Source organism: Amycolatopsis sp. WAC 04197 (assembly GCF_003947475.1).
Classification (GTDB): Bacteria; Actinomycetota; Actinomycetes; order Mycobacteriales; family Pseudonocardiaceae; genus Amycolatopsis; species Amycolatopsis japonica.
Genome location: NZ_QHJK01000005.1, coordinates 257,349 through 274,677, shown reverse-complemented (window position 1 = coordinate 274,677; position 17,329 = coordinate 257,349). Strand labels below are relative to the sequence as shown.

Sequence of the window (17,329 nt, the reverse complement as noted above, 5' to 3'; positions counted from 1 at the left end):
GGTGTCCTCATCGGTAGACGGCGCGGTGCGCGGCACGCACCGTCGCCCGGTAGACGGAACCGGCCCAGCCGTCCCTGGCGAGGGCGGCCCTGGCGGCGTTCGACCCGGGCGCGCCGTGCACCGCCCCGCCGGGATGCGCCGACGCGGAGGCCAGGAAGAGCCGGTCGATCGGGGTGTCGGCCCGGCCGAGACCGGGGACTGGCCGGAAGAAGAGCTGTTGCTGGATCGCCGCGGTCCCGGCGTTGATCGAGCCTTCCACGAGGCTGTGGTTTCCCTTCTGCAGTTGGGCGGGCCCGGCGATCGCGCGGCCGGCGATCAGGTCGCGGAAGCCGGGCGCGTGCCTCTCGATGACCTCTTCCATCCGGTCGGCATGGCGCCGCAACCGGGAATCCGGCCAGGATTCGCCCCTCGGCACATGGGTGTAGGCCCAGGCCGATTCGGTTCCGGCCGGGGAGCGGGTCGGGTCGGCGGTGGTCATCTGCCCGAGCAGCAGGAAGGGGTCGTGGGGCACCCGTCCGCAGGCGAGATCGTTGGCGATGCCGGCGAGCCCGTCGAGATCCGCTCCGATGTGGACGGTCCCCGCCTGCCCGACTTCGGCGGCGCTCCACGGGATGGGTGAGGACAACGCCCAGTCCACCTTGATCGTGGCGTCGTCCCAGACGAACCGGTCCAGATCGGACACCAGCCGTGCGGGCAGATGCTCGGCACCGACGAGATCCCGGTACAGCACCGGAGCGGGGACGTCGGCGAGTACGGCCCGGCGGGCACGAACCGTCCGCCCGTCCGCGTCACGGACACCCACCGCCCGGCCGCCCGAGAGCGTCACTTCGGTGACCGGCGTACCGCAGACGATCTCGCCGCCCTTGGCGGTCAGGCGGTTCACCAGCGCGTCGGTCAGCCGTCCGGCCCCGCCCTCCGGGACCGGGAACCCGACGTCCTGGCCGAGCATGGTCAGCAGCCAGCCGAAGACACCGCTCCCGGCCTGGTCCGGGCCGAGATCGGTGTGCATCGCGTTGCCCGCGAGCAGCAGCCGGGCGCCCGCACCGTCGAATTTCTCCTTGCCGAGCCCGCGAGCGGTCAGCGTCAGCATCCTCGCCAGCCGGAGCGACTCCGCGGTGCCGAGCGTCTTGAACAGCCGCGCTCCCGACCGGACCGGTGGAAAGGGGCGCACGATCGCGTCCAGCAGCGGCTCGCGCAGACGCCGCCAGCTCGCGTGTTCGGCCCGCAGGTTGTCCGCGTCCCGTTCGTCGAACTCGGCGACGGAACGCGCGGTGCGTTCGAGGTCACGGGACTGCAGGACGTACCGGTCGTCGGGCAGCACATGCGCCAGCACCGCCGGGGCGTGCCGCCAGCGCAGGCCGTGCTCCTCCAGGCCCAGCCCGGCGAGCACCGGTGACGCCGCTCCGAGCGGGTAGAAGGCGCTGTAGACGTCGTTCCGGAAACCCGGCGCGGTGAGTTCTTCGGTCCGCACCGCGCCGCCGGGCTTCGGCGTCGCCTCGATGACCAGCGTCTCCCAGCCCGCGTCGGCCAGCAGGTTGGCCGCGACCAGCCCGTTCGGCCCCGACCCGACCACGACGGCGTCGACTTCCATGATCAGGGCATACCCCGGACGCGCGGATTCAATCCCTTCGGATGTTCACGAACGGAACCAGGCGATCCCGCGATAAGTGGAGCTGCCCGCGGCGAAGCCGTAGCCGATGATGACGGTCCCGCTCGCGTTGATGTGCTGGGCCACGATCGCCGTGAGCCCGGCAGGCGACGGAAGCGGGTGCGGTGTCGCGTCCGCGTCCCAGCGGACCGGCCGCACCGTGCCCTGGCCGGCGGATTCGCCGACGACCGTCCCGGCCTCGTCGATGTCGAAACACGTGGTGGCGTCGTCCGACGGCAAGGGCCGGAGCACGGTGGGGCGTCCGTCGGGATCCCAGCGCGCGCAGGTGCCGCGCCGGTCTGCGGTCACGCCCCAGCCGATCGCGACACCGCGCCCGGTGATCCGGACGAGCTGCCCCGCGGAGAACTCCGGGTCACCGGTCAGCAGGACCGTGCCGCCGTCGCGGTTCCACACGACACCGTCGCCGAGGATGGCGCCGGAGTCGGTGATCCCGCACGCCGTCGCGCGGCGCGGCGGGGGCAGTTTGCTGATCTTCCCCTCGGCCGTCCAGCGCACCGCGGTCCGGGTGCCCGTGCCGTTCTTGGCCGAGCCGACGACCTCGTCCAACCCGTTCAGGTCGTGGCCTTGTGTCTCGCCGTCGCCGGGAAGGGCGTCGAGTTCGACGGCCTCGCCGCCGGGCTCCCAGCGAAGCGCCCGCCAGCGATAGCCCGGCCACATCACGTTGCCCAGCACCGATCCGCGTGCGTTCACCCGGCACGCCGTACCGGAGACCGCGCCGTCGGGGAGTTCGAGCGCGAACACCCGGCCGTCGGGCCGCCAGTACACCGGCCGGAGGTGCTCGCCGACATAGAGCGAGCCCACCACGAGTCCCGCGGCGTTGATGCTGATGGCGCGGCCACCGGAACAGCCGTCGAGGATCGGAAAAGGCGTGGGGGCACCGTCGCCGTCCCACCACACCGGCCACGAACCCGACTCGCCCACGATCGTCCCCGCGTCGTTCACGCAGTACGCGCCGGTGCCCTCGCCTTCTGAGAGCGGCCGCAGATCGACCGCCGTGAAGCCGGGTCCCTCGGGCATCGGATCGGGCACGAGTGGGCAGCCTAGTGCGAGAGCGCACGCCATGGGGAAACTTGCACTGACCGGGTGACAAGGGCGCTCCACAATGGACCTGGCTACGGAGTCAGCACGATCCTGCCGAACACCTCGCCGTCGTCCATCTTCCGGTGCGCCAGAACGGCTTTCTCCAGTGGTAGCAGCTCGTGCACAATGGCGCGCAGTTCACCGCGCGCCGCCGCGGCGAACTGGTCCGCGCTCGCCGCGCGCCGATCCGGCTCGGGGATCGAGTCCGCGCTGAAGGCGGCGAACGACAAGGACTTCCGGAACGACGCCAGCAGTTTCGCGCCGAAGTCCGACGGCGGCATTCCCGCGACCACGCCGACGGCGACCAGGCGGCCGTTCGGATTCAGCCTGTCGAAGAAGGACGGCATGTCCACACCGGACACGATGTCGATGATCACGTCGTAACCCGCCGGGCCGTCGCCCGCGCCGGAACGGTCGAGGACGTGGGTCGCGCCCAGTTCGCGCAGGCGGTCGCCGCGTTCGGCCGAGGACGTCGTCACCGCCACGGCGCTCGCGCCACCGCGAGCAGCGAGCTGCACGGCCATGATCCCGATGCTGCCCGCCGCCCCGCGCACCAGCACCGATTCGCCCGCCGCGAAAGGGGCGTGGGCGAGCGCGAAACGGGCCACCATGCCGGAGGTGCCGAGCGCCACCGCGTCGGCGGCGGGCAGGTTCTCCGGCAGGGGCACGACCTTGTCGGCCGGGATGGCGACCTGTTCGACGTAACCGCCGCTTTCACCGGTGAACGCCCAGACGCGCCGCCCGGCCCAGCTCGGATCGACGCCGTCGCCGACCGCCGTGACTGTGCCCGCGACCTCGTTGCCGGGGATGTGTCCTTCCCGGAAACCGAAACCGGCGAGGGCACCGCTCCGGATCACGGTGTCGACGCCGCCGACGCCGATCGCTTCCACGCCGATCAGCACTTCCCCCTCGGCGGGCACGGGGGAGGGGAGGTCGATCACGGCGAGGCCCTCGGGGGCACCGAACGTCCGGATCTCGACTGCGCGCATTTTTCGTCTCCTGGTCGTCGATCACTGCCGCGGCGGACGTTAACGGACGCCCCCGTCCGTTTTGGCTAAAGTGAGAGTGGTGACCGATCGTTTGCCTCGGATCCCGCGCTCCGACGCCCTGGACAACCGCGAACGCATCCTCGAAGCCGCTCGCGCGCTGTTCGCCACCGAAGGCCTGAACGTGCCGCTGAGGGAGGTCGCGCGCCGCGCCGAAGTCGGCCCCGCCACGCTGTACCGCCATTTCCCGACCAAGGAGATCCTGGCGACGGAGGCCTTCGCCGACCAGATGCGCGCCTGTCAGATCGTCGTGGACGACGGGCTGGCCGACCCGGATCCGTGGCGTGGCTTCTGTTCCGTGATCGAGAAGATCTGCGAGCTGCACTCGCGCGACCGGGGTTTCACGGCCGCCTTCGTCTCGGCCTTCCCCAAGGCGATGGATTTCACCGCGGCCCGCGACCACGCGCTCAAGGCGATCGCCGAGCTGGCAGCCCGGGCCAAGGACGCCGGAAGACTGCGGCCCGACTTCGTCCTCGACGACCTGATCCTCATGCTCATGGCCAACAACGGGATCCAGGCCGCTTCGGCGGCCGCGCAGGTCGCGGCGTCCCGGCGGTTCGCCGCGCTCGTGATCCAGGCCTTCCGGGCCGTGCCGGAGCCGTCGCCGCTGCCGCCGGTGGCGCGGCTCGCCCTCGTGTTGCCGAGCCTGACGCGCTGAATCATCTCCGGCGGGCGACCCTGAGAAGATCCCTGTGCTCCCTTAGTACCAGGGAGGGAGGTGGACATCGTCCTCAAAGCCGATGTCCGGTGAGCCTGCCGCTTCGTAGTTTTGCCGGTATGAAACGAACTTCAGTGGTCATCGCCGTACTCTGCGCGGCAACGCTCGTTTCCCCGGCCGTCGCGTCCGCGGCGCCACCCCTGCACCGGACACTGCAGCGCGACGCCGACACGCTCGTGGCGAACGGTTCACCCGGCGTGCTCATGAAGGTGAGCACGGACAGGGGAAGCCTCAAGGTGCGCAGCGGTCACGGCGATCTGCGGACCAGGACCCCGATGCCGTGGAACGGCCACTTCCGGATCGCCAGTTTCAGCAAGACCTTCCTGTCCGCGACGATGCTCCAGCTCGTCGGTGAGGGACGGCTTTCCCTGGAGGACACCGTGGACCGGTGGCTGCCGGGGGTGGTGAGCGGGAACGGCAACGACGGCAAGGCCATCACCATCCGGCAGTTGCTGCAGCACACCAGCGGCCTGCACGACTACATGGCGGAACTCGACCTCTTCACCGAGAAGGGCTTCCTGCGTCACCGGTTCGACGAGCTCAGCGCGACGGAGGCGGTGAAACTGGCGGTCGGCAAGCCGCCGGAGTTCGCGCCGGGGACCAGCTGGGGCTACTCCAACACCAACTACGTGCTCGCCGGGCTGGTGACCGAGAAGGTGACCGGCCAAGACTGGCGGAGGGCGATCATCGACCGGATCGTCCGCCCGCTGGACCTGCGCGAGACCACCCTGCCCCATACGTCGCCGTTCATCCCCGCGCCGCACGCGCGCGGCTACGACCGGTTCGTCGTCGAGGGTTCGAACCCGCCGCTGCTCGGACGGCGGGTGGACGTGACGCTGATGAACCCGTCGATGGGCGGGGGAGCGGACGGTTCGATCAACAGCACCACCGAGGACGGCAACAAGTTCCTGCGGGCGCTGCTGGGCGGCAAGGTGCTCAAACCCGCGCTGCTGGCCGAAATGAAGAAGACCGTGCCCGCGCCGGGGCTCGGCGAGTACGGTCTCGGCCTCCAGAAGACGATCAGCTCCTGCGGCGTCTACTGGGGTCACGGCGGCTCGCTGCCCGGCTACCAGACGGGGAACGGTGTGACCGAGGACGGCAAGCGCAGCGTGATGGTCTCGCTGAACACCCTCACGCCGTACCTCCCCGGTGCGCCACTGCCGGAGGTGCATCCGGTCGAGCCGGTGATCGACCACGCCCTCTGCGGCCGCGCCCGATCCGCCTCGTGAGTGGCCGGGGGTGAAGGCTCCTTTCGCCGCATTAGACGCAGCGAAGGGAGCCTTCGCCCCACCACTCACGAGCCCCAAGATCTCGCGGCCTCCACCAGCGCCTCGACGCATTCCGCGACGGCGGGCCGCGTTTCCCCTTGCGGCTGCACGGCGTACAGCTGCCGGTGCAGGGCCGGTTCGAGCGGGGCGCACACCACGGTCGGCGGCGCGATCGTGGTGGCCATACCCGGCACCAGTGTGACCGCGCCCAGCCCGGCGACGACGGCGAACTGCGTACCGAAACCACTGACCGTATGCCGCACGATCGGCTCGATCCCGCGTTCGCGCAGGGTCTGGCGGATCCAGGCGTTCGCCAGGGTCGGGCGCGCCCACGCGACCCAGATCTCCTCCGCGAGCTCCTCGGCGCGCACCGAATCCGCCCCGGCCAGCGGATGTCCGGCCGGCAGCACGATCATCGCCGAGTCGTCGCGCAGTTCGGTCCAGCGGGTGGCGGGCGGCCGGGTGAGCGGCAGGTTCTCCCAGCTTTCGACGACCACGACGTCGAAGACGCCGTCGGCAAGCGCCGGAAGAGCCACTTCGGGTTCGACCTCGTGCAGCCGCGCCTCGATACCGGGATGACGGACGGCGAGCCCGGTGAGCGCGGGCGTGATGAACGTGTGCACGCCCGAGGGGATCGCGCCGATCTCGACGACGCCGGTCGTCTCCCCGGTCAAGGAGTCCAGGTCGGCGCGGGCGGCGCGGAGTTCGGCGAGCACCCGGTCCGAGCGCTGCGCCAGCAGCAGCCCCGCCGGAGTGAGCCGCACGCCACGCCCGTGCCGCACGAGCAGCCCGGTGCCCGCCTCCCGTTCCAGTTTGGTCAGCTGCTGGGAGATCGCCGACGGCGTCACGTGCAGCAGCTCGGCCGCCGCGGCGAGCGATCCCCGCCGCCACACCGCGTGCAGCATCCGCAGCCGTTCCACATTGGACAGATCGCCATTCATTAGCCGAGCTTAACCCTCGGGATAAGAGGATCTCGCTGGTCCTCGCGGTCGTCGTGCGATCGAATCGAAGACATGCGGCACAACCGAATCCTCATCGATCCACGGGTGCAAGGAGTGCTCGGAGCCCTCGCGATCGCCCTGTCCGCCCCGCTCGTCGCGCTGTCCGGTGTCAGCTCGACGACGGCGACGTTCTTCCGCTGCCTGTTCGCGTTGCCGATCCTGGTGATCCTGGCGCGGTCCCGTGAGCGAGGGCAGCGACCGACCCCGGCCGCGCGACGCCGGCATGTGCTGGCCGGTGTCCTGCTCGGGATCGACATGGTGCTCTGGAGCGAGGCGATCCTCTCCGTCGGCGCAGGCGTCGCCACGGCGCTGGTGAACGTCCAGGTGGTCCTCGTCCCGCTGGCCGGATTGCTGTGGTTCGGCGAACGACCGCCGCGGGCGTTCTGGTTGTCCATCCCGGTGATGCTGGCGGGGACGGCGCTGGCCGGGGGACTGGCGGACGGCGGTGCCGCGGGCAGCGACCCCTGGTACGGCACCGTCATGGCGGTGCTGGCGGGCGTGGCCTACGCCGGATACCTGATCCTGTTGCGCCGCGCCGGAACCGACGGCGGCGGCCGCACGACGATGCTCGCCACCGCGACCGCGGCGTCGGCGAGCGTGGGCGGTCTTTCGGGGCTGTTCGCCGGGAATCTCGACGTCACGCCGCCCGTTTCGGCGTTGCTGTGGCTGTTCGTGCTGGCCGTGACCGGGCAGGTGCTCGGCTGGCTCCTGATCGGGCGCGCGCTGTCCGCCCTGCCCGCGAGCGGCGGGTCCGCCGTGCTGATGCTGCAACCCGCCGCCGCGATCCTGTTCGGGGCCGCTCTGCTCGGCCAATGGCCGACACCGCCGCAACTGGCGGGCTGTGCGCTCGTCGTCGCGGCGGTGGGGGCCGTGTCGTTCCTCGGCGGCCGGTCGTCAGGGAACGACCAGGACCGGCCAGTGCCCGGTCCGGATGAGCTTGGTCGCGACCGAACCCGCGAACCGGTGACCGGCCTGCTGTGAGGCGCCGACCACGACGGTGTCGACCAGGCAGCGGTCGGCGGTGTCGCGCAGCGCGGTGTACGGATCGCCGAAGGTCCTCAGGAAGCTGACCGGCACTTCCAGCTCTTCGGCCGCCGCGCGGATCTGCTCGCGGATCTCTTCGTGGAGCCGCGTCGCCGTGTCGAGTTCCACCGTCGCCGCGACCGCGGGGCCGAGCGCCGGACGGCAGACGAAGGCGACGATCAGCCTGCCGCCCTCGCGCCGGGCCATGCCGAATGCGAAGGCGGCCGCCCGCATCGCCGTGTCGGAGCCGTCGACCCCGGCCAGGATGGCCCGCCCCGTGTGGTGCCGGGGCGGGCCGAAACGCTCCACAGTGGACTCGAAGGCGCCGTTCATCGCGCGACCGGGACTTCCGGCTCCGTCTCCACGTCGAGCGTGGTGCGCAGGGTGAGCGGCTTGAGCAGCAGTGCCGCGATCACCCCCACGACGCCCACCGCCGCGGAGATCAGGAAGATGTGCGCGGTCGCGTCGCCGTACACGGTGTGCACGATCGTCTGGACCTCCGGCGGCAGCGCCTTGAGGTTCAGCGCGCTGACGCCGCCCGTCGACGCACTCCCCGCCGGCACGTGCAGCGCGGTGGACAGGTCGGCGGTGACCCGGTTCGCGAGGACCGCGCCCAGCACCGAGACGCCGATGGTGCCGCCGAGCGACCGGAAGAACGTGACCGACGCGCTGGCCGCGCCCAGATCCCGCAGCGGCACGGTGTTCTGCACGGCGAGGACGAGGTTCTGCATCGTCATGCCGACCCCGATGCCGACCACCGCCATCGCGACACCCACCAGCCACAGCGGCGAGGCGTGGTCGACGGTGCCCAGCCCGAGGAAGCCGATCACGAGGGTGATCGTGCCCGCCACGATGTACGGCTTCATCCGTCCGGTGCGGCTGATCAGGCGTCCGGACACGGTCGAGGAGACGAGCACGCCGCCCATCAGCGGGATGGTCAGCAGACCGGCTTCGGTGGGGGAGTAGCCGCGGCCGATCTGGAAGTACTGGCCGAGGAACACCGCGCCGCCGAACATCGCCATCCCGACCGCGAGGCTCGCGACGATCGCCAGTGCCGGGGTGCGCTGGGTGATGATGTGCAGCGGGACGACGGGTTCGCGGACCTTGCGTTCCACCAGCACGGCGAGGACGAGGAGCACGACGCCGCCCGCCACCATGACGGCCGTCTGCCAGGACAGCCAGTCGAAGCCGTTGCCCACGAACGAGACCCAGATCAGCAGCACACTCACGCCCGCCGCGATGAGCCCGGCGCCGAGGTAGTCGACCTGGACGTCCTCCCGGCGCACGGTCTCCAGCTTCAGGGTCCGCTGCAGCACGATGAACGCCGCCACCGCGATCGGCACGCCGACGAAGAAGCACCAGCGCCAGCCGAGCCACGGCACGTCCACGATCAGGCCGCCGAGCAGCGGCCCGCCGACCGTGGCGACCGCCATGACCGCGCCGAGGTAACCGTTGTAGCGGCCGCGTTCACGCGGCGGGATGATCGCCGCGATCACGACCTGGACCAACGCCTGCAGGCCGCCGACGCCGATGCCCTGGAACGCGCGGGCGGCGATCAGCTGTCCGGTGTTCTGGCTGAACCCGCTGATCGTCGAGCCGATCACGAAGATCACGATCGCGATCTGCACCAGCGTCTTCTTGTTGAACAGGTCGGCGAGTTTGCCCCAGATGGGTGTGGTGGCCGTCGCCGCCAGCAGGGTGGCCGTGACCACCCACGTGTACTGCGTCTGCGTGCCGTTCAGCGAGCCGATGATCAGCGGCAGGGCGGTCGACACGACCGTCGAGCTGATCATCGCCACGAGCAGCGCGAGCAGCAGGCCGGACAGCGATTCGAGCACCTGCCGGTGTCCCATCGCCCCTGACGGTGCCTCGGTCTTCATGGCGTCCTTTCGAGCGGCGGTTGTTGCTCATTGTGCAAACTTGCACAGTGGGAACTTTATTCCCGTCGCTACGCTGTCCTGGTGGACACCCTCGACACGCTCCGCACCCGCAAGAAGGCGGCGACGCGGCAATCACTGCACGAGGCCGCGCTCCGGCTGGCGATGGAGCACGGTCTCGACGGTGTGACCGTCGAGGACATCGCCGACGCGGTGGGCGTGTCTCGGCGGACCTTCTCGAACTACTTCGCGAACAAAGAGGACGCGATCCTGCACGCCGACCGCGAACGCACCGGGCTGCTGGTGTCGCTGGTCGAGGGCAGGCCGCTCGGCGAAATACCCTGGCAGGCGCTGCGTGCGGCGTGCCGGGAGCTGTACCGCGCGCATCCCGTGCCCGACCGCGAATGGGTGGCGCAGCTGCGGCTGCTGCGGCGGCATCCGTCACTGCTCGCGCGGCAGGCGGGCGATCAGTTCGCCCTCGAACGCGACCTGATCGCGGTGTTGCTGGCCAGGGGCCACGGCCTCGACCAGGAGCTGGCCAGGCTCACCGCGGCGACCTTCCTCGCCACGTTGCGGACGGGGAACGTGCTGTGGCTGGAAGGCTCCGAGGAACAGCCCCTGCCCGAGGTCGTCGACCGGTTGCTGGGCCGCGTTCAGCTGCGCTGACCGAGGGCGTACGCGGTCGTCACCACCGTGGTGGCCGCGCGGACGAAGGCGGCGACGGCCGGTGAGCGGGAGTCCTGCGGCCACATCACGGCGAGCGTCGTGGGCTCCAGATCGTCGACGGGCAGGTACGTGATGCCCGCCCGCCGGTAGCGATCCGCCACCGAGACCGGCAAGAAGCAGACGATGGCGCCGAGTTCGACCAGTTTGAAGATCTGCGTGAGATCCGAGACGGGACCGTGGGGTGCGGCGCTGGTGGGCGGCTCGGCGGAGGCACCCTGGCCGGCTGGGGCGCCGTCGGGGAGGAGCCGGCCTTCGAGATCCGCGAGGGTCAGCCGCGACCGGGCCGCCAGCGGATCGTTCGCCGCCAGCGCCACGAGCCGGGGTTCGGTCAGCAGCGGCTCGAAGTCCAGGCGGCGCGCGTCGAACGGGGACGGCACGAGCGCCACGTCCGCCCGCCCGTCACGCAGTTGCGACGGTTGTTCGCCCCGGCCGCCGAGGACCAGCTCGATCGGCAGGGCGCCTTCTTCGGCTTCGTAGGCCTCGATGATCTTCGGCAGCAAGCCGGCGTCGTGGTCGGCCTTCAACGCCAGGCGCAGCCGGGGATCGGGGCGGCCCGCCTGCCGTGCCCGCCGCTCCGCCGCGGCGACCGCTTCGAGCGCGGTCCTCGCGTCCCGCAGGAAGACCTCGCCCGCGCTCGTCAACGTGACCTGTCGGGTGGTGCGTTCGAGCAGCCGGACGTCCAGTCGTCGTTCGAGGTCCCGGATCGCCCTGGACAGCGGCGGCTGCGCCATCGAAAGCCGCTCGGCGGCCCGGCCGAAATGCAGCTCCTCCGCGACCGCGACGAAGTACTTGAGCTGCCGCGTCTCCAGGTCACTCATATCCCCAGGGTATCAATGGCGACCGAGGTGATCCTTCAGCTCGACGGCCGTCGTGGCTTGACTGGGTGATGTCGAAAATCCCCTATCACCTCGGAGTCTTCATGATCGTCGTCACCGCGCCGACCGGACAGATCGGCAGCCGGGTGCTCGGCACCCTTCTCGAAAGTGGCGAACCGATCCGCGTGATCGCCCGCGATCCCGCCCGGCTGCCCGACCACGTCCGCGAGCGCGTCGAGGTCGTCAAGGGCTCGCACAGCGACGCCGCTGTCGTCGACGAAGCCTTCGCCGGCGCCGACACCGTTTTCTGGCTGGTCGCCGCGGATCGCCGTGCCGAAAGCCTCGAAGCCGCCTATCTGGACTTCACCCGGCCGGCTTGCGCGGCCATCGGGAAGCACGGCGTGTCACGGGTCGTCGGCATCTCGGCGCTCGGCCGCGGCTTCGCGGAGAACACCGGATACCTGTCGGCCTCGCACGCCATGGACGACCTGATCGCGGGCACGGGCGTGGCCTACCGCGCGCTGACGATGCCCACGTTCATGGACAACATCCTGTGGCAGGCCGGATCGATCGGCGAGGACGGTGTCTTCTTCGGCCCGCTTTCCGGCGACCTCAAAGCGCCGACCTGCGCCACCCGCGACATCGCCGACGTGGCGGCCGGATGGCTGCTCGACCGGTCGTGGCAGGGTGTCGCCGACGTTCCGGTCCTGGGCCCGGAAGACCTGTCCCAGAACGATCTCGCGGAGATCATGTCCGACGTCCTCGGGCGCCCGGTTCGCTATCAGCGGGTGCCCATGGACGCCTTCCGCGCGACGCAGCTAGAACACGGCTGGTCCGAGGCGATGGCACAGGGAATGGTCGACATGATGGCCGCGAAGGAGGCGGGGATCGACAACGCCGAACCGCGAACCCCGGAGGCCACCACGCCGACCACCTTCCGTCAGTGGTGCGAGGAGGTACTCAAAGCCTCGTGATTGGTAATGACGGTTCTAACCGTCCTTGGCACTCACGAGCATTTTCGCGGCCACCGCCGCCCCGTCGGTCCGGATCGTGTCCGCCACGGCCTTCGCCCGCGCGCCGGTCGCGGGGGAGAGGGCCGTGGTGAGCGCGGCGGTCAGGGATTCGACGGTCGGCAGCGGATCCTGGTGTGCCACACCGATTCCGAGTTCCGCCACCCGCCCGGCCCAGAACGGCTGGTCCGCGATCCGGGGGACGACCACCTGGGGCGCGCCCGCCCGGGAGGCCGTCGTCGTGGTGCCCGCGCCACCGTGGTGCACGACGGCGGCCACCCGGCGGAACAGCGCCTGCTGATTGACCTCGCCGACGACGAAACAGTCGTCGGCGTCGTCGATCGAAGCCAGACCCGCCCAGCCGCGGGCGAGCAGGATCCGCCGTCCCAGTCCGCGGGCGGACTCGATGGCGACCCGGGCGATGTCCTTCGGCGCGTAGGCGGCCATGCTGCCGAAGCCCACGTACACCGGTGGCTCGCCGGCCTGAAGGAATTCCTCCAGATCGGCCGGGAGCGGGCGATCGTCGGGCCGGATCCACGCTCCCGTCGGGACGAGATCGAGATCCGTCATCCCTTCCGACGGGCACAGAACCGGGTCCGCCGCCAGCCACGGCGAGCCGGTGAAGACGTGATCGCGGACGTTGTCCACCGGCGGCAGCCCGATCGCCGCCCGGTGGCTGTTGAGCGCCCCGCCGTACAAGGCGTCGACGCGTTCGGCGTCCTGCCGCCACAGCACCCGGTTGTCGGTCTCGCCCTCCGGCGACGGCGTGCCCGGCCGCACCCCCGGGGCGAAATGCCGCGACGGCAGCCCGAAGGTGTGGAAACACGCGTACACGTAAGGAATTCCGAGTTTCTCCGCGACGTCCCGCGCGCCGGCGGGCAGCAGACCGGTCGCGAGGATCGCGTCGCACCCCCCTTCTTCCGCCGCGGCGGAAAGCGTTTCGAACCGGGCGGCCACCAGCGCCGGGGCGAGCTTCAACGCGTCTTCCCCCGTCGGCGGTTTCGGTCCGGCGACCACCGAATGCACCGTCGGGCCGAGCGGCACCGAAGGCACACCGGCCTGCTCCAGCAATTTCACGAATTCCTCGTCCGGCGGCGCGCACACCAGCGCCTCCGCACCGAGTTTCCGTACTTCGACCGCGAGCGCCACCAAGGGTTCGACATCCCCGCGTGACCCCCACGTCGTCAGCAAAACACGCACTTCGCGACTCCCATTTCCACAGCCATCGGCCTTCGGCGGGCAATTCTGGGGGATGACCGGGGCCTTGCCGCAAGCCCCCATGTCCGCTATAAGTTGAAGGGGGCGGGGAAATGTTCGCCTTGTTAGTCCACTCTGGACGCCTTCTTCAGATCGAGCCCGTGCGCAGCGCGAAGGCGACGGCGTGCGTGCGGTTGTGCAGGCCGTACCGCGACATCACGCGGTGGAGGACGTTCTTCACCGTGCTCTCCGAATAGGCGAGTTTGGCCGCGATCTCCTCCGTGCCATGGCCGTCGGCGAGCAGACGGAGCACCTCGCGTTCCCGGTCGGACAGCCCGGACAACGCGAGCCCGTTGGGGACCAGCAGGTCCTCCTGGATCCGTTCGAGCTGGGAGAGCAGGCTGCCCTGCAGCCGTGGCGGCAGCGCGCCCGCGCCCTGGCTGACCGCGAGGATCGTCCGCACGAGGTGCTCGCCGTCGAGGTCGCGTCGTGGCAGCAGCGCGGCCATGCCGCATTCGATGGCCGTCATCAGGACCTGGACCGGGAAATGGTCGGTGACGATCACGCACCTCGGTGGTGCCGGGAGCGACGACGCGGCGCGAACCTGGCGCAGGAAGGCGAAAACCCCGTCGCCGATCGAGTCGCCGACGGTCACGACGACTTCGGCGGACCCGAGGTCGGCGTCGGACAGCACGTCCAGCCGCTCGTCGGCGCCGAGGATGCTCGTCGTGCCCAGCCCGGCCAGCAGATCCGGGGCGTGGACGGCGACTCTGACGCGGTCGGTCCTCCTGCTGATCTTCTCCCCGTGCATCATGAACGAAGTCCCCCCGAAGCGCCCGGATAACGATGTTAGTAGCTCTTGCGGTACTTAGAAGCTATAACGTTACAACGTTGCATGTCAACGCGGCAACGTCACAGGGCAAGACGCCCGAGAGGCGGGAAAGGTTCAGTGCGACGGCGATCGGCCGGTCACCCGGTCGTGAGGTCGTCCAGTTCGGCCGAGATCAACAGATCGGGGTCGAATTTCATTCCAGTGAAATGGCCGGCGAGTTCGAGCGAGAGCACGCCGTGCAGGCGGGTCCAGAACGCGAGCGCGCGGTGGAGGGTCGCGGACGGGGCCGGATCGTCGCCCGCCCAGTCACGGTGGCCGTCCAGGTGCTTGTCGAACGGGGTTTCCGGGCCGTCCACGGGGATCGCGCGGCACGCTTCGAGCAGCACGGCCATGACCTCGCTCGAAATGGCGGTGGTGTCTTCGGGCGCGTGGTAGCCGGGGACGGGTGTGCCGTAGATGAGGAAATAGCGCTGCGGGTCGCTCCGGGCCCAGTCCTGGATGGTGACGGCGAGCCCGGCCAGATCGGCACCGCCGTCGAACGCCGCCCGGACGGTGTCGGCGAGGCTCCGGTACGCGTCGCGGATGAGCGCGGTGATCAGGTCGTCGCGGCTGGCGAAGTAGCGGTACAGGGCCGGACCGCTCATGCCCACCTGTTTCGCGATCGCGTTGAGCGACAGCGCGGGGACCCCGGCGGTGGCGATCTGCTCCCACGCGTGCTGTTTGATCTCCGCGCGCACCTGGTCGCGATAGCGCTCCCGCGGGCTCTGCCCGTCCGCGTTGGTCATCGGCCCTCCCGCTCCGTCGGCCCGAAGGGTAGCAGCGCCAATTCGGCCGAAGCCTGTTCCCGCCACGCGGCGAACGACGGCCCGGGGGAGAGTTCCACCGCCAGGGTCAGGCATTCCCTCGCCTCGTCGAACGCGCCGGCCTCCCGCCAGGCCCGTCCCTCGCGGATCGCGCTGAGCACTTCCAGCCCGCTGAAACCGCCTTCCCAAGCGAGCCACCGGCTGGTGCGGTACTGGCCCGCCGCTTCCCGCCATTCGGCGAGATCGGCGAGCACATCGCCGATGGCGCGCAGGGTCAGGGTCTTCAGCAGCCGATGGAAATCGGGATACGTGTCGCCCGCCAGCCGTTCGGCGTCGGAGAGCACGGCCCGGTGCACGGCGAGCGCCTCGGTGTGCCGTCCGGCGTTGAGCAACGCGCGCCCGTACATGTTCCGCGCCGTGGTCTGCCCGTCCCAGAACGGCAGTTCGTGCGCCAGTTCGTACCCGCGCTTCGCGAACTCGAACGCTTCTTCGGCCTGCCCGGTCGACCGCAGCACCCCGCCGAGATAGATGCATGCCCACGTCCGCTCGACCTGATCGCCGATCCGGACGGCGATGTCCAGCGCGCGGCGGTGCTCCGCCACCGCACTCTTGTCGTCACCGAGACAAACGCTCGCGGCCCAGCCGACGAAGTTGAGCAGTTTCGCCTCGGCCAGGGCGTCGCCGAGCGCGCTCGCCGCGGCGGCACCGAGCGAGAAGATCTCCCACCACGGCCGCTGGGCACTCCGTCCGTCGGAGTACCAGTGCAACGCGATGGCGAGGTCGCGGACCTCCCGATGCCGTCCCTTTCGCGCCCCCAGCCGATGCGCGGCGACCCAGTTCTCGCCTTCGACGTCCAGCCAGCGGGCGGCCTCGTCCCGCGAGCCGAACCGGCCGGTGTCGGATGCCTTGGGATAGAACAACCTGGCCGCTTCGGCCGCTTTGCCGAGCAGGTGGACGAGCACGATGTCGCGCGCGGCGGGGTCTTCCTCCGCCTCGAACCGTTCCTCCGCGAACAGGCGGATCAGGTCGTGGAACTGGTGCCGTTCCGGTTCCGCCGTGGTCTGCAGGAGGCTGGCGTCGACGAGTTCGTCGAGATGATCGCGGACGTCGGCGGGGGCCGCGCCGGAGACGACGATCGCGAGCTCCAGGCCGAAATCCGCGCCGGGTACGGTCGCCAGCCGCCGGAACAGCCGTCGTGCCTCGGCCGAGACCGCGCGATACGAGAGGTCGAAGGCCGAGCGCAGTTGCAGATCGCCCGCCGCGAGCGCGCGCAGCCGGGTGCTTTCGTCGCGCAGCCGGTCGGCGAGCTGGGCGAGGGACCACTGCGGCCGGGTGGCGAGCCGGTTGCCCGCGATCCGGACCGCGAGCGGCAGGAATCCGCACAATTCGACGAGTTCGCGCGCCGCGGCGGGCTCCGCGCGGATCCGGTCGGCGCCGACGATCTTGGCGAGCAGTCCGGTCGCGCCGTCGTCCGACAGCGGTTCGAGCCCCAGCCAGCGGGCGCCTTCGAGTCCGGCGAGCGTGCGGCGGCAGGTGATCAGGGTGAGGGAGCCGGGTCCGGCGACCAGCAGCGGACGGATCTGTGCTTCGTCGGCGGCGTTGTCCAGCAGTAGCAGGACCTTCCGTCCTTCGAGCAGCATCCGCAGCAACGCCGACCGTTCGGCTTCGGAGGCGGGCACCTGTCCCGGCGCGACGTCCAGCGCGCGCAGCAGCCGGTCGAGCGCGGCCCGGGCGCTGAGCGGTTCCTCGTCCATCCCGCGCAGGTCCACCGCGTAGCCGCCGTCCGGGAACTCCGCCCGCCACAGATCCGCCGCGGTCACCGCGAGCGCGGTCTTCCCGACCCCGGCCTGTCCGACGATCGCGACCACCCCACCGCCCTTGGCGACTTTCGCGGAAAGCTGGTCCAGCTCGTTCTCTCGGCCGGACAGATCCGCGGTGGGCGCGGGCAGCGCGCAGGTCGCCGCGACCTGGGCGGCCAGCGCCGGATTCCGGCGCCGCCCCTGTTCGGCGACGGTCAGGAAGAACTCGCGGTCACGGCCGGTCAGGCCGAGCGCGTCGGCCAGCACCTCGGCGGAACGTCGCTGGGCGGCCCGCGCGCGGCCGCGTTCCAGCTCGCGCAGGGCGCGGACACTGATCCCGGAGGCCTCGGCCAGCCGCTCCTGTGTCCATCCCGCGGCCCGCCGGTGTTCGAGCAGGAGCTTGCCGAACACCGACCGCGTCTCGTTCGCCTCCACCGCGGTCCATTCAACCGGCAGGCTTGCGAT

At 70.7% G+C, this 17,329-nt stretch carries 16 protein-coding genes; 5 read left to right on the top strand and 11 right to left on the bottom strand.

Annotated elements, in window-relative coordinates; genetic code table 11:
- Window positions 1-7: 7 nt before the first annotated feature.
- From DMC64_RS21875 to DMC64_RS21865, 3 genes are all read right to left on the bottom strand, one after another.
- Complete coding sequence (locus DMC64_RS21875; RefSeq protein WP_125735036.1) at window positions 8-1,591, bottom strand: NAD(P)/FAD-dependent oxidoreductase; 1,584 nt, start codon at window positions 1,589-1,591, stop codon at window positions 8-10.
- Between the two features lie 45 nt (window positions 1,592-1,636).
- Window positions 1,637-2,698 (bottom strand): hypothetical protein, encoded by a 1,062-nt coding sequence (locus DMC64_RS21870; RefSeq protein WP_125735035.1) that lies wholly within the window; start codon window positions 2,696-2,698, stop codon window positions 1,637-1,639.
- Window positions 2,699-2,781: 83 nt separating this feature from the next.
- Window positions 2,782-3,738, bottom strand: coding sequence for a zinc-dependent alcohol dehydrogenase family protein (locus DMC64_RS21865; protein ID WP_125735034.1), 957 nt, complete (start codon window positions 3,736-3,738; stop codon window positions 2,782-2,784).
- 79 nt (window positions 3,739-3,817) lie between these two features.
- Between DMC64_RS21865 and DMC64_RS21860 the strand changes: the two genes are divergently transcribed.
- The gene (locus DMC64_RS21860) at window positions 3,818-4,453 is read left to right on the top strand and encodes a TetR/AcrR family transcriptional regulator (protein ID WP_125735033.1); all 636 of its coding nucleotides are present in this window, start codon (window positions 3,818-3,820) and stop codon (window positions 4,451-4,453) included.
- A gap of 119 nt (window positions 4,454-4,572) precedes the next feature.
- On the top strand, window positions 4,573-5,742 hold the full coding sequence (locus DMC64_RS21855; protein ID WP_233629758.1) for a serine hydrolase: 1,170 nt from the start codon (window positions 4,573-4,575) through the stop codon (window positions 5,740-5,742).
- 65 nt (window positions 5,743-5,807) lie between these two features.
- On the opposite strand, the gene DMC64_RS21850 is transcribed toward DMC64_RS21855, so the two are convergent.
- Window positions 5,808-6,722: a LysR family transcriptional regulator gene (locus tag DMC64_RS21850; protein WP_125735032.1), complete on the bottom strand. Its 915-nt coding sequence runs from the start codon at window positions 6,720-6,722 to the stop codon at window positions 5,808-5,810.
- Window positions 6,723-6,794: 72 nt separating this feature from the next.
- On the opposite strand from DMC64_RS21850, the gene DMC64_RS21845 reads away from it, so the two are divergent.
- A complete protein-coding gene (locus tag DMC64_RS21845; protein ID WP_125735031.1) occupies window positions 6,795-7,763 on the top strand; it encodes a DMT family transporter in 969 nt (322 codons plus the stop codon).
- Here DMC64_RS21845 and DMC64_RS21840 read toward each other — a convergent pair.
- Together DMC64_RS21840 and DMC64_RS21835 are read right to left on the bottom strand one after the other, a co-directional pair.
- Window positions 7,677-8,138, bottom strand: coding sequence for a universal stress protein (locus DMC64_RS21840; protein ID WP_125735030.1), 462 nt, complete (start codon window positions 8,136-8,138; stop codon window positions 7,677-7,679). The genes DMC64_RS21845 and DMC64_RS21840 overlap by 87 nt on opposite strands.
- On the bottom strand, window positions 8,135-9,685 hold the full coding sequence (locus DMC64_RS21835; protein ID WP_125735029.1) for an MDR family MFS transporter: 1,551 nt from the start codon (window positions 9,683-9,685) through the stop codon (window positions 8,135-8,137). The genes DMC64_RS21840 and DMC64_RS21835 overlap by 4 nt, the downstream gene beginning before the upstream one ends.
- An 81-nt stretch (window positions 9,686-9,766) precedes the next feature.
- Between DMC64_RS21835 and DMC64_RS21830 the strand changes: the two genes are divergently transcribed.
- Entirely contained in the window at window positions 9,767-10,348 is a 582-nt protein-coding gene (locus DMC64_RS21830; protein WP_125735028.1) for a TetR/AcrR family transcriptional regulator, read from the top strand.
- On the opposite strand, the gene DMC64_RS21825 is transcribed toward DMC64_RS21830, so the two are convergent.
- On the bottom strand, window positions 10,336-11,226 hold the full coding sequence (locus DMC64_RS21825; protein ID WP_125735027.1) for a LysR family transcriptional regulator: 891 nt from the start codon (window positions 11,224-11,226) through the stop codon (window positions 10,336-10,338). The genes DMC64_RS21830 and DMC64_RS21825 overlap by 13 nt on opposite strands.
- A gap of 101 nt (window positions 11,227-11,327) precedes the next feature.
- Between DMC64_RS21825 and DMC64_RS21820 the strand changes: the two genes are divergently transcribed.
- Window positions 11,328-12,197 carry an NAD(P)H-binding protein gene (locus tag DMC64_RS21820; protein WP_125735026.1) on the top strand — a complete coding sequence of 290 codons (870 nt, stop codon included), beginning with the start codon at window positions 11,328-11,330 and terminating at the stop codon, window positions 12,195-12,197.
- Between the two features lie 15 nt (window positions 12,198-12,212).
- On the opposite strand, the gene DMC64_RS21815 is transcribed toward DMC64_RS21820, so the two are convergent.
- The 4 genes from DMC64_RS21815 to DMC64_RS21800 form a co-directional block, all read right to left on the bottom strand.
- Window positions 12,213-13,433 (bottom strand): glycosyltransferase, encoded by a 1,221-nt coding sequence (locus DMC64_RS21815; protein ID WP_125735025.1) that lies wholly within the window; start codon window positions 13,431-13,433, stop codon window positions 12,213-12,215.
- A 145-nt stretch (window positions 13,434-13,578) separates the two neighbouring features.
- Window positions 13,579-14,244, bottom strand: coding sequence for a response regulator transcription factor (locus DMC64_RS21810; protein WP_125735024.1), 666 nt, complete (start codon window positions 14,242-14,244; stop codon window positions 13,579-13,581).
- Window positions 14,245-14,399: 155 nt separating this feature from the next.
- Window positions 14,400-15,047: a TetR/AcrR family transcriptional regulator gene (locus tag DMC64_RS21805; protein WP_125735023.1), complete on the bottom strand. Its 648-nt coding sequence runs from the start codon at window positions 15,045-15,047 to the stop codon at window positions 14,400-14,402.
- Entirely contained in the window at window positions 15,044-17,299 is a 2,256-nt protein-coding gene (locus DMC64_RS21800) for an NB-ARC domain-containing protein (protein ID WP_125735022.1), read from the bottom strand. The genes DMC64_RS21805 and DMC64_RS21800 overlap by 4 nt, the downstream gene beginning before the upstream one ends.
- Between the last annotated feature and the right edge of the window lie 30 nt (window positions 17,300-17,329).